The sequence below is a fragment of the Enterobacter sp. UNJFSC 003 genome (assembly GCF_036903355.1).
GTDB lineage: Bacteria > Pseudomonadota > Gammaproteobacteria > Enterobacterales > Enterobacteriaceae > Enterobacter.
Map to the genome: position 1 here is coordinate 15822 of NZ_JBAKHK010000020.1, position 13144 is coordinate 28965.

General features: G+C 51.7%; 10 protein-coding genes and 1 pseudogene. 2 read left to right on the top strand and 9 right to left on the bottom strand.

Annotated features, from left to right (window positions below; translation table 11 throughout):
- Window positions 1-19: 19 nt before the first annotated feature.
- Both V5P19_RS22510 and V5P19_RS22515 read left to right on the top strand, forming a co-directional pair.
- Window positions 20-328, top strand: a complete 309-nt coding sequence (locus V5P19_RS22510) for a PTS sugar transporter subunit IIB (protein ID WP_334407722.1) — start codon at window positions 20-22, stop codon at window positions 326-328.
- Window positions 328-645 (top strand): PTS lactose/cellobiose transporter subunit IIA, encoded by a 318-nt coding sequence (locus tag V5P19_RS22515; RefSeq protein ID WP_058686918.1) that lies wholly within the window; start codon window positions 328-330, stop codon window positions 643-645. The genes V5P19_RS22510 and V5P19_RS22515 overlap by 1 nt, the downstream gene beginning before the upstream one ends.
- A gap of 54 nt (window positions 646-699) precedes the next feature.
- Here the strand turns inward: V5P19_RS22515 and rpoC are convergent, their stop codons facing one another.
- From rpoC to tuf, 9 genes and pseudogenes are all read right to left on the bottom strand, one after another.
- A complete protein-coding gene (gene rpoC / locus V5P19_RS22520) occupies window positions 700-4923 on the bottom strand; it encodes a DNA-directed RNA polymerase subunit beta' (RefSeq protein ID WP_334407724.1) in 4224 nt (1407 codons plus the stop codon).
- A 76-nt stretch (window positions 4924-4999) separates the two neighbouring features.
- On the bottom strand, window positions 5000-9028 hold the full coding sequence (gene rpoB / locus V5P19_RS22525; RefSeq protein WP_334407726.1) for a DNA-directed RNA polymerase subunit beta: 4029 nt from the start codon (window positions 9026-9028) through the stop codon (window positions 5000-5002).
- 320 nt (window positions 9029-9348) lie between these two features.
- Window positions 9349-9714, bottom strand: a complete 366-nt coding sequence (gene rplL / locus V5P19_RS22530) for a 50S ribosomal protein L7/L12 (protein WP_006176746.1) — start codon at window positions 9712-9714, stop codon at window positions 9349-9351.
- Window positions 9715-9780: 66 nt separating this feature from the next.
- Window positions 9781-10278: a 50S ribosomal protein L10 gene (rplJ, locus tag V5P19_RS22535; RefSeq protein WP_001207203.1), complete on the bottom strand. Its 498-nt coding sequence runs from the start codon at window positions 10276-10278 to the stop codon at window positions 9781-9783.
- Between the two features lie 291 nt (window positions 10279-10569).
- Window positions 10570-11274 (bottom strand): 50S ribosomal protein L1, encoded by a 705-nt coding sequence (gene rplA / locus V5P19_RS22540; RefSeq protein ID WP_006176745.1) that lies wholly within the window; start codon window positions 11272-11274, stop codon window positions 10570-10572.
- A gap of 3 nt (window positions 11275-11277) precedes the next feature.
- Complete coding sequence (rplK, locus tag V5P19_RS22545; RefSeq protein ID WP_004097640.1) at window positions 11278-11706, bottom strand: 50S ribosomal protein L11; 429 nt, start codon at window positions 11704-11706, stop codon at window positions 11278-11280.
- Between the two features lie 156 nt (window positions 11707-11862).
- Window positions 11863-12408 (bottom strand): transcription termination/antitermination protein NusG, encoded by a 546-nt coding sequence (gene nusG / locus V5P19_RS22550; RefSeq protein ID WP_002438628.1) that lies wholly within the window; start codon window positions 12406-12408, stop codon window positions 11863-11865.
- A gap of 1 nt (window position 12409) precedes the next feature.
- A complete protein-coding gene (secE, locus tag V5P19_RS22555; RefSeq protein WP_014068449.1) occupies window positions 12410-12793 on the bottom strand; it encodes a preprotein translocase subunit SecE in 384 nt (127 codons plus the stop codon).
- Between the two features lie 228 nt (window positions 12794-13021).
- Window positions 13022-13144: pseudogene (gene tuf, locus V5P19_RS22560) on the bottom strand (elongation factor Tu); the annotation flags it as partial.

A 13144-nucleotide genomic window follows, 5' to 3' on the forward strand; every position in this document is an offset into this window, starting at 1 on the left:
ATGTAGATCGAGGCTGACTATGAAGAACATCGTTTTATGCTGTGCAGCGGGGATGTCAACCAGCATGCTGGTTCAACGAATGAAAGACGCCGCGCAGAAAAAAGGGGTTGAAGTAACCATTAAAGCCGTTCCGGTCGCGGAGTTTAAAGACAACATCGCGGCGGCTGACATCGTATTGCTGGGGCCACAGGTTAAATACGAGCTGGCAAAACTTCAGGCGCAGGCCGAACCGCTTGGCAAAAAGGTCGCGGTGATCGACATGATGGATTACGGCATGATGAAAGGCGATGTCGTACTGGAAAAAGCGCTTAAGCTGCTGGAGTCATAATGGAAGACTTAGAAACAACAATCATGGAATTGCTGGTCAACGCGGGTGCGGCGCGCAGTGCTGCGCTTACAGCATTGCAGATGGCGCGCAAAGGCGACTTTGACGAAGCCGAAAAAGCGATGGAAGAGTCACGCGAATACGTTAAGCATGCGCACACTATTCAGACGCAGCTTATTGGTCTTGATGAAGGCACCGGAAAGCTTCCGGTAAACCTGATCACCGTTCACTCTCAGGATCACCTGATGAACGCGATGGTCATTCAGGATCTGGCTAGCGACATGATAGAACTCTACCGACGAATCCCGTTGGTTAACTGAAAAAAGACATAAAAAAACCCGCCGAGGCGGGTTTTTTATTAGCGATATCAACGATTAGTCGTTGTCGGAACCGCCCAGACCTGCGTTCAGCAGCTCTGCCAGGCTCGCGGATGCATCTTCTGCAGTTACCTGCGGTGCTGCTGGCAATTCACCCGCTGCACGACGACGCATACGATCCTGGTGGTACGCATAACCGGTACCCGCCGGGATCAGTCGACCCACGATAACGTTCTCTTTCAGACCGCGCAGTTCATCACGTTTACCTGCAACAGCGGCTTCAGTCAGGACACGCGTGGTTTCCTGGAACGATGCTGCAGAGATGAAGGACTCGGTTGCCAGAGACGCTTTGGTGATACCCAGCAGATCGCGCGCGAAGGTCGCACCGATTTTGCCGTTCGCTTCCAGATCGCGGTTTGCGATCTTAACGCGGGAGTATTCAACCTGCTCGCCTTCCAGGAAGTCGGAGCTGCCTGCGTTTTCGATGGTTGCTTTACGCAGCATCTGACGAACGATAACTTCGATGTGCTTATCGTTAATCTTAACGCCTTGCAGACGGTAAACGTCCTGTACTTCGTTGGTGATGTAACGCGTTACCGCGTGTACGCCACGAAGACGCAGAATGTCGTGCGGCGCTTCTGGACCATCGGAAACCACGTCACCACGTTCTACACGTTCACCTTCGAACACGTTGAGCTGACGCCACTTAGGAATCATCTCTTCGTACGGCTCGCTGCCATCTACTGGGGTGATAACCAGACGGCGTTTACCTTTGGTCTCTTTACCGAAGGAAATGATACCGCTGATTTCAGCCAGGATTGCAGGCTCTTTCGGACGACGTGCTTCGAACAGGTCAGCAACGCGTGGCAGACCACCGGTGATGTCCTTGGTACCGCTGGATTCCTGTGGAATACGCGCCAGAGCATCACCCGCACCGATCTGAATACCATCTTCCAACTGAACGATCGCTTTACCCGGCAGGAAGTACTGCGCAGGCATGTCGGTACCTGGGATCAGAACGTCGTTACCGTTAGCATCAACGATTTTCAGTGCAGGACGCAGATCTTTACCACCGGCAGTACGTTCCGCAGAATCCAGAACCACCAGAGAAGACAGACCGGTCAGCTCGTCAGTCTGACGAGTAATGGTCTGGCCGTCGATCATGTCAGTGAAGCGGATGAAACCACTTACTTCGGTGATAACCGGCATGGTGTGTGGATCCCAGTTTGCAACGGTTTCACCGCCAGCAACCTGCTCGCCATCACCTTTCGCCATAACAGCACCGTAAGGCACTTTATAGCTCTCTTTGGTACGACCGAATTCGTCGATCAGCTTCAGCTCGGTGTTACGAGAGGTCACAACCAGCTTGCCTGCGGAGTTAACAACAGACTTCGCGTTGCTGAGCTTGATGCTACCTTTGTTTTTCACCTGGATGCTGGATTCAGCAGCCGCACGAGATGCCGCACCACCGATGTGGAACGTACGCATCGTCAGCTGTGTACCCGGCTCACCGATGGACTGTGCCGCGATAACGCCGATTGCTTCACCTTTGTTGATGATGTGGCCACGCGCCAGGTCACGACCGTAGCAGTGCGCACATACACCGAAGTCGGTGTCACAGGATACAACGGAACGCACCTTCACGGAGTCAACAGAGTTGGCTTCCAGCAGATCACACCAGTGCTCGTGCAGCAGCGTGTTGCGTGGAACCAGAATGTCTGCAGTACCCGGCTTCAGAATGTCTTCCGCGGTTACACGACCCAGAACGCGATCGCGCAGTGGCTCTTTAACATCACCACCCTCGATGACTGGGGTCATGGTGATACCTTCGAGGGTGCCACAATCGTCTTCGGTTACAACCAGATCCTGCGCAACGTCAACCAGACGACGCGTCAGATAACCGGAGTTCGCGGTTTTCAGTGCGGTATCCGCCAGACCTTTACGCGCACCGTGAGTAGAGATGAAGTACTGGAGTACGTTCAGACCTTCACGGAAGTTCGCGGTGATTGGCGTTTCGATGATGGAACCATCTGGCTTCGCCATCAGACCACGCATACCTGCCAGCTGACGAATCTGTGCTGCAGAACCACGCGCACCGGAGTCGGCCATCATGTAAATGCTGTTGAAGGAAACCTGCTGCTCTTCTACGCCGTCACGGTTAATCACGGTTTCGGTTTGCAGGTTATCCATCATCGCTTTGGATACACGATCGTTCGCCGCCGCCCAGATATCGATAACTTTGTTATAGCGTTCGCCCGCGGTTACCAGACCAGACTGGAACTGCTCCTGGATCTCAGCAACTTCAGCTTCCGCTTCAGAGATGATTTCGTGTTTCTTCTCTGGGATGACCATGTCATCAATACCCACAGATGCACCTGAACGCGCTGCATAAGCAAAGCCGGTATACATTGTTTGGTCAGCGAAGATAACGGTCGGCTTCAGGCCCAAAATGCGGTAACAGGTGTTCAGCATTTTGGAGATTGCTTTCTTGCCCAGCGCCTGGTTGACGATGGAGAAAGGCAGACCTTTCGGTACGATCATCCACAGAATGGCACGGCCAACGGTCGTGTCTTTAATGCTGGTTTTCGCAACGAATTCGCCGTTTTCATCTTTTTCGTATTCGGTGATACGCACTTTAACGCGCGCATGCAGAGAGGCCAGCCCAGCGCGATAAATACGCTCAGCTTCTTTAGGGCCAGTCAGCACCATGCCTTCGCCTTTGGCGTTAACACAGTCACGGGTCATGTAGTACAGACCCAATACAACGTCCTGAGAAGGAACGATGATAGGTTCACCGTTCGCTGGAGACAGGATGTTGTTAGTAGACATCATCAGCGCACGCGCTTCGAGCTGGGCTTCCAACGTCAGCGGTACGTGAACAGCCATCTGGTCACCATCGAAGTCGGCGTTATATGCCGCACAAACCAGCGGGTGTAGCTGGATAGCTTTACCTTCAATCAGGACTGGCTCAAATGCCTGGATACCCAGACGGTGCAGAGTTGGTGCACGGTTCAGCAGTACCGGGTGTTCGCGGATAACTTCGTCCAGGATATCCCAAACGACAGCTTCTTCGCGCTCAACCATTTTCTTCGCGGCTTTGATGGTGGTGGCCAGGCCACGCAGTTCCAGCTTGCCGTAGATGAATGGTTTGAACAGCTCCAGTGCCATTTTCTTCGGCAGACCGCACTGATGCAGACGCAGGTATGGACCTACGGTGATAACAGAACGACCGGAGTAGTCAACACGCTTACCGAGCAGGTTCTGACGGAAACGACCCTGTTTACCTTTGATCATGTCGGCCAAAGATTTCAGAGGACGTTTGTTAGAACCAGTTATCGCACGACCGCGACGACCGTTATCCAGCAGGGCATCAACCGCTTCCTGCAGCATACGTTTTTCGTTACGTACGATGATGTCCGGCGCAGCCAAATCCAGCAGGCGTTTCAGACGGTTGTTACGGTTAATGACGCGACGATACAGATCGTTCAGGTCAGATGTTGCGAAACGACCACCATCCAGTGGAACCAGCGGACGCAGATCTGGCGGCAGAACCGGCAGAACGGTCAGGATCATCCACTCTGGTTTGTTACCAGACTGAACGAACGCTTCCAGCAGTTTGATACGCTTGGTCAGCTTTTTACGCTTGGTTTCGGAGTTAGTTTCGTTCAGCTCTTCACGCAGCTGCTCGCACTCTTGCTCCAGATCCATGCTCTTCAGCAGGGCCTGGATAGCTTCCGCACCCATCTTCGCGTCGAATTCGTCACCGAACTCTTCCAGCGCATCCAGATACTGTTCTTCGGTCAGAATCTGGTGGCGTTCCAGGTTCGTCATACCGCCTTCGATAACCACATAAGATTCGAAGTACAGAACACGTTCGATATCGCGCAGTGGCATATCCAGCAGCAGACCGATACGGGACGGCAGAGATTTCAGGAACCAGATGTGAGCAGTTGGGGACGCCAGCTCGATGTGGCCCATGCGCTCACGGCGCACTTTAGTCTGGGTCACTTCAACGCCGCACTTCTCACAGATCACACCACGGTGTTTCAGGCGCTTGTACTTACCGCACAGGCACTCGTAATCTTTTACTGGCCCGAAAATACGCGCACAGAAAAGGCCGTCACGCTCAGGTTTGAACGTACGGTAGTTGATGGTTTCCGGCTTTTTGACTTCACCGAAAGACCATGAACGGATCATGTCTGGCGAAGCCAGAGCAATTTTGATCGCATCAAACTCTTCGGTTTTAGTCTGCGCTTTCAGAAACTTTAATAAATCTTTCACGGATTTGCTCCCGTCGGAGTTAGCACAATCTGGTGTCGGGCGTTAACCCGACACCAGTGACCTGTTTGAGCGAGAATTACTCGTCTTCCAGTTCGATGTTGATACCCAGCGAACGAATCTCTTTCAACAGAACGTTGAAGGACTCTGGCATGCCCGGTTCCATCTGATGGTTGCCGTCCACGATGTTTTTATACATCTTGGTACGACCGTTCACGTCATCAGACTTAACGGTGAGCATTTCCTGCAGGGTGTATGCTGCGCCGTATGCTTCCAGCGCCCACACTTCCATCTCCCCGAAGCGCTGACCACCGAACTGTGCCTTACCACCCAGCGGCTGCTGAGTAACCAGGCTATAAGAACCGGTAGAACGCGCGTGCATCTTGTCATCAACCAAGTGGTTCAGTTTCAGCATGTACATGTAACCCACGGTTACCTGACGCTCAAACTGCTCACCGGTACGACCGTCGAACAGTGTGATCTGGCCAGAACTTGGCAGGCCACCCAGCTGTAACAGTTCCTTGATTTCAGACTCTTTCGCACCATCGAAGACTGGCGTTGCGATTGGCATACCTTTTTTCAGGTTCTCAGCCAAGCGCAGCACTTCTTCATCGCTAAAGGTGTTCAGGTCGACTTTCTGGCGAACATCAGTACCCAGATCGTACGCACGCTGGATGAATTCGCGCAGTTTCGCGACTTCTTCCTGCTGCTTCAGCATGGCGTTGATCTTATCGCCGATACCTTTCGCAGCCATACCCAGGTGAGTTTCGAGGATCTGACCAATGTTCATACGAGACGGTACGCCCAGCGGGTTCAGTACGATATCTACCGGCGTACCGTTAGCATCGTGCGGCATATCTTCGATCGGGTTGATCTTAGAGATAACACCCTTGTTACCGTGACGGCCTGCCATCTTATCACCCGGCTGGATCTGACGTTTAACGGCCAGATATACCTTAACAATCTTCAGCACACCTGGTGCCAGATCGTCGCCCTGAGTGATTTTACGGCGTTTCGCTTCGAGTTTTTTCTCGAACTCGTGTTTCAGTTCGTCATACTGCTCAGCCAGCTGTTCCAGCTGATTCTGTTTCTCTTCGTCGGTCAGGCCCAGTTCCAGCCAGCGATCGCGTGGCAGTTTATCGAGCTTCTCAGCTTCAATACCGCCGGCAACCAGTACCGCGTAGATACGGCTGAACAGACCCGCTTCGAGGATTTGCAGTTCTTCAGACAGGTCTTTCTTAGCCTGTTTGAGCTGCATTTCTTCGATTTCCAGCGCACGTTTATCTTTCTCAACGCCATCACGGGTGAAGACCTGAACGTCGATAACCGTACCGGAAACACCGTTTGGAACGCGCAGAGAAGAGTCTTTAACGTCGGACGCTTTCTCACCGAAGATTGCACGCAGCAGTTTCTCTTCTGGCGTCAGCTGGGTTTCACCTTTAGGCGTTACCTTACCCACCAGAATGTCACCACCGGTCACTTCCGCACCAATGTAAACGATACCGGACTCATCCAGTTTGGAGAGCGCTGCTTCACCCACGTTAGGGATGTCGGCAGTGATCTCTTCTGGCCCCAGCTTGGTGTCACGAGACACACATGCCAGTTCCTGAATGTGGATCGTGGTGAAACGATCTTCCTGAACCACACGCTCGGAGACAAGGATGGAGTCTTCGAAGTTGTAACCGTTCCACGGCATGAACGCTACGCGCATGTTCTGACCGAGCGCCAGCTCACCGAGGTCGGTGGACGGGCCGTCAGCCAGCACGTCGCCGCGCTCAATTGGCTCACCCAGAGAAACGCAAGGCATCTGGTTGATACAGGTGTTCTGGTTAGAACGGGTGTACTTGGTCAGGTTGTAGATGTCGATGCCCGCTTCGCCCGGATACATCTCGTCTTCGTTAACTTTGATAACGATACGGGATGCATCAACGTACTGTACGGTACCGCCACGCTTAGCAACTGCGGTAACACCGGAGTCGACGGCAACAGCACGTTCCATACCGGTACCAACCAGCGGCTTATCAGCACGCAGAGTTGGAACGGCCTGACGTTGCATGTTCGCACCCATCAATGCACGGTTGGCGTCATCGTGTTCCAGGAACGGGATCAGGGATGCACCGACAGAAACCACCTGTTGGGTGGAAACGTCCATGTAGTCAACCTGATCGCGGCTGAACAAGCTTGATTCGCCTTTGCTACGGCACGTTACCAGGTCTTCTTCAAAGTGGCCTTCGTCATCCAGGTTGGAGTTCGCCTGAGCGATAACGTAGTTACCTTCTTCGATAGCAGACAGATAATGAATTTCGTCGGTTACAACTCCGTCAGTCACTTTACGGTACGGAGTCTCGAGGAAACCGTATTCGTTAGTCTGTGCGTACACGGACAGGGAGTTGATCAGACCGATGTTTGGACCTTCAGGCGTTTCGATTGGACATACGCGACCGTAGTGCGTCGGGTGTACGTCTCGAACTTCAAAGCCTGCGCGCTCACGGGTCAAACCACCTGGGCCGAGAGCAGAGATACGACGTTTGTGCGTAATCTCAGACAGCGGGTTGTTCTGGTCCATAAACTGTGACAGCTGGCTGGAACCGAAGAACTCTTTCACTGCTGCAGAAATCGGCTTGGCGTTGATCATATCCTGAGGCATCAGGGTATCCAGATCGCCCAGAGACAGACGTTCTTTCACCGCACGCTCTACACGTACCAGGCCAACGCGGAACTGGTTTTCCGCCATTTCGCCTACGGAACGGATACGACGGTTGCCGAGGTGGTCGATATCGTCCACTTCGCCTTTACCGTTACGGATATCGATGAGCTTCTTCATCACTTCGATGATGTCGTCTTTGCTCAGGATACCGGAACCTTCGATTTCATCACGCAGCAGAGAACGGTTGAACTTCATACGACCAACCGCGGACAGATCGTAGCGGTCTTCGGAGAAGAACAGATTCTCGAACAGGCTTTCAGCCGCTTCGCGAGTTGGTGGCTCACCAGGACGCATCATGCGGTAGATTTCTACCAGCGCGCTCAGACGATCGGTAGTTGGGTCGACGCGAATAGTCTCAGACATATACGCGCCGTGGTCCAGATCGTTGGTGAACAGCGTTTCGATACGTTTGTGACCAGACTGGCTCAGCTTAGCCAACAGATCCAGGCTCAGCTCCATGTTCGCTGGGCAGATCAGTTCGCCAGTTGACTCGTCAACGTAATCTTTCGCGACCACTTTTCCTGCAATGTATTCAACCGGGACTTCGATGTGTTTGATATCATCTTTTTCCAGCTGACGGATATGGCGCGCAGTGATACGGCGACCTTTTTCCACATACACTTTGCCATCGGCTTCGATGTCGAACGACGCGGTCTCACCACGCAGACGTTCCGGCACCAGCTCCATTTGCAGCTTGTTGTCGCGGATTTCAAAGATTACTTTCTCGAAGAACAGGTCCAGGATCTGTTCAGTCGTGTATTGCAGCGCACGCAAAATGATGGTCGCAGGCAGTTTACGACGACGGTCGATACGGACAAACAGGTTGTCTTTAGGATCGAACTCGAAGTCCAGCCAGGAACCACGGTAAGGAATGATGCGCGCGTTATACAGTACTTTACCGGAAGAGTGTGTTTTACCTTTATCGCTGTCGAAGAAGACACCCGGGCTACGATGCAGCTGGGAAACGATCACACGCTCAGTACCGTTGATAACGAAAGTACCGTTGTCCGTCATGAGCGGAATTTCACCCATGTAGACTTCTTGTTCTTTAATGTCTTTAACGGTGCCTTCAGGCGCTTCGCGCTCGTAGATCACCAGACGCAGTTTTACGCGCAGCGGTGCGGAATAGGTCACGCCACGGATCTGACATTCCTGAACGTCAAACACCGGTTCGCCAAGGCGGTAGCTGACGTATTGCAGCTCAGAATTACCGCTATAGCTTTTAATCGGGAATACGGAGCGGAAAGCTGCTTCCAGACCATACTGCCCTTCAGGATCTTGCTCGATAAACTTCTGGAACGAGTCAAGCTGGATAGAAAGGAGATAAGGTATATCCAAAACTTGTGGACGTTTACCAAAATCCTTACGAATACGTTTTTTCTCGGTATAGGAGTAAACCATTAGGGTTCCTCAGCTCGCTGACAAGTCGACCCATCTGTCCGACGAAGGGACAGTTTGTGCAACACTATTTTGTTGACCGGAAAATTGAATACTTTCCGCAATACCTGTTGCTATCACGCTTAAACCATTTCGTTGCGATTTACACAGAGCGAGCACCCTGTCGCAATATATTAAGGCGTCGATAGAAACAAGCATTGTCAGGACAACCAGCAGTCAAACAGTGTGAAATGCTACTGGCGCCTTACAGCGCAAAAAGGCTGGTGACTAAAAAGTCACCAGCCATCAGCCTAATTTCTTAGGCTGCAACCAGAAAAGTTGGCTTATTTAACTTCAACTTCAGCGCCAGCTTCTTCCAGAGATTTTTTCAGTGCTTCTGCGTCGTCTTTGCTCACGCCTTCTTTCAGCGCAGCTGGAGCAGATTCTACCAGGTCTTTAGCTTCTTTCAGACCCAGGCCAGTTGCGCCACGTACTGCTTTGATAACAGCAACTTTGTTAGCGCCAGCAGCTTTCAGAATTACGTCGAATTCAGTTTTTTCTTCAGCAGCTTCAGCCGGGCCCGCAGCTACAGCTACAGCAGCAGCAGCAGAAACACCGAATTTTTCTTCCATTGCAGAAATCAGTTCTACAACGTCCATTACGGACATAGCTGCAACTGCTTCAATGATTTGATCTTTAGTGATAGACATTTAAATTGTTCCTGAAAATCAGAATAAGTTTATACGTAAGCGAGTGCGTTATAAAGGCAACTGCAATTAAGCAGCTTCTTTCGCATCGCGAACAGCAGCCAGAGTGCGAACCAGTTTGCCAGCCGAAGCTTCTTTCATGGTTGCCATCAGGCGTGCAATTGCTTCTTCGTAGGTCGGCAGGGTTGCCAGGCGATCGATTTGCGATGCCGGGATCAACTCACCTTCAAAGGCTGCAGCTTTGACCTCAAATTTTGCATTCGCTTTCGCGAACTCTTTGAACAGACGAGCAGCAGCGCCCGGGTGTTCCATAGAGTATGCAATAAGGGTCGGACCAACAAACGTGTCTTTCAGGCACTCAAACTGAGTACCTTCAACTACGCGACGCAGCAGGGTGTTACGAACAACACGCATGTATACGCCAGCTTCACGACCTGCTTTACGCAGTTCAGTCATTTTGTCTACAGTAACGCCACGGGAATCCGCAACTACTGCAGACAGCGCGCCTTTGGCTACTTCGCTGACTTCAGCAACAATCGCTTGTTTGTCTTGAAGATTTAAAGCCATTAGCTTTGCTCCTGGATGTTTGCCGGAACTCATGTTCCGGAACTCACTTCACTCTCCCCAACGGAAAGAGCGTCTTAATACGGTGAGCAGAAACAAGCCAGAGTATTCAAAAAATATTCTTAGCGTTCTGTCACCGTCTACGCAGGGGATTAAGTCTCTTACGAAACACCTGCGGTCTTCGACGGAGGCCTGGATAGGCCAGGCTCCAACGAACAAATCTTTTAGCCGCTAACTTTTGTTAGCAAACGTGGGGGTAAGATTGTAGACAAAATCACCGCCCACGTAAAGGCATTAGTTTGCAGCAGCGCTCAGGCCAGCCTGGTCAACTGCAACACCTGCACCCATAGTGGTGGAGATGCTAACTTTCTTGATGTACACGCCTTTAGCCTGAGTTGGTTTTGCTTTTTTCAGCGCAACCAGCAGAGATTCCAGGTTTTCTTTCAGTTTGTCAGCGTCAAAGTCCACTTTACCGATGGTGGTGTGGATGATGCCGTTTTTGTCGTTACGATAACGAACCTGACCTGCTTTAGCGTTCTTAACCGCTTCAGCAACGTTAGGGGTTACAGTACCCACTTTCGGGTTTGGCATCAGGCCGCGTGGACCCAGAACCTGGCCCAGCTGGCCAACAACGCGCATTGCATCTGGAGAAGCAATAACAACGTCAAAGTTCATTTCGCCTTTCTTGATCTGATCAGCCAGATCTTCCATACCTACCAGTTCAGCGCCGGCAGCTTTAGCCGCTTCAGCGTTTGCACCCTGAGCAAATACAGCTACGCGAACGGAACGGCCAGTACCGTGTGGCAGTACAGTCGCGCCACGAACGTTCTGATCGGATTTACGAGCGTCGATGCCCAGGTTAACGGCAACGTCAACGCTTTCAACGAACTTAGCAGTTGCCAGTTCTTTCAGCAGAGCGATAGCTTCGTTGATGTCGTACTGTTTGGTCGCATCAACTTTGTCACGAATCACGGACATGCGCTTGGTCAGTTTAGCCATTTCTTAGTCCTCCACTACCAGGCCCATGGAACGTGCAGTACCTTCGATTGAGCGAGTCATCGCTTCAATGTCGGAACCAGTCATGTCGGCAGCTTTGGTCTGCGCGATTTCCTGCAGCTGAGCGCGGGAAATTTTACCCACTTTGTCTTTGTTCGGTTTACCGGAACCAGACTTGATACCAGCCGCTTTCTTCAGCAGAACGGCTGCTGGAGGGGTTTTGGTAACGAAAGTGAAAGAACGGTCAGCGTAAACAGTGATTACAACTGGGATTGGCAGACCTTTTTCCAGGGATTCAGTTTTTGCGTTGAACGCTTTACAGAATTCCATGATGTTCACACCCTGCTGACCCAGTGCTGGGCCAACTGGTGGACTTGGGTTCGCCATACCAGCTGCAACCTGCAGCTTGACGTAGGCTTGTACTTTCTTAGCCATTCTAAAATCCTCTGATTGGGTAATAGCGCCTCAAGGAGGCTCCCCGTGAATAAAATTCGTTTTACAGGCCGTGGCCCATAAAAACAAAAGGCGCGAAATTGTATTCCAATCTCGCGCCTTGTGCAACGGTTAAATCGTTGCTTTTTTGATCGCTGCTTAAGCTTTTTCTACCTGAGCAAAGTCCAGTTCTACCGGGGTCGCACGACCGAAGATAGAAACAGAAACTTTCAGGCGGGACTTCTCATAGTCCACTTCTTCAACCACGCCGTTAAAGTCAGCAAACGGACCGTCGCTAACACGAACCATCTCACCCGGTTCAAAGAGCGTTTTAGGACGCGGCTTATCACCCACCTGCTGCAGGCGGTTCATGATCGCATCAACTTCTTTGTCGCTAATTGGTGCCGGACGGTCAGACGTGCCGCCGATAAAGCCCATTACGCGCGGTACGCTGCGCACCAGGTGCCAGCTTGCGTCGTTCATTACCATCTGAACCAGCACGTAACCCGGGAAGAATTTGCGTTCGCTTTTACGACGCTGGCCGCCACGGATCTCGACCACTTCTTCGGTCGGAACCATAACTTCACCAAACAACTCTTCCATATTGTGTAATTTGATATGCTCGCGCAGCGACGTTGCTACGCGGCCTTCAAAACCGGAAAACGCCTGAACGACGTACCAACGCTTTTTAGGGGCTTCAGACATCTTAGAACCTCAGGCCAGTGATAAAGGAAACCAGGCGAACCAGAATACCATCCAGTCCCCACAGGATCAGTGACATTACCGCAGTCACTGCAGCCACAATCAGAGTGGTGTGCAATGTTTCCTGGCGAGTTGGCCAAATCACCTTGCGGACTTCGGTACGCGCTTCACGCGCAAAAGCAACGGTTGCTTTACCTTTAGTCGTTAACAGCGCGACACCGCCCGCTGCAGCAATCAGAATCACCACTGCCAGCGCGCGGAGCGGCAGCATCATGTCACGATAAAGATAGTTGCCAACGATTGCCACAATCAGCAGCACGGCAACAGCGACCCACTTCATCGCTTCCAGGCCGCGCCCGCTCCCTTGAGCTTCGGTATTCGCACTCATAAACCAACCTGTCAGAAGAATTCTACAAATAATTTCACCCCGCGATTGCGAGGCGACCAAATCGATACGCTTAATCCCTTTACGGATTATACGCTCTCTGCAGAGCCTGTCTCAGCAATGATTATGACAAAAATAATCACTGATGAGCCAGGTTCTGATGTGAAAGCGTGCAAAAAGGGCATCAAATGATGCCCTTTTCATGCGCATTGCGTCAAATGTTATCAGCAATTAGCTGAGAACTTTAGCAACCACGCCAGCACCAACGGTACGACCACCTTCACGGATTGCGAAACGCAGACCGTCGTCCATCGCGATTGGGTGGATCAGAGTCACAACCATCTTGATGTTGTC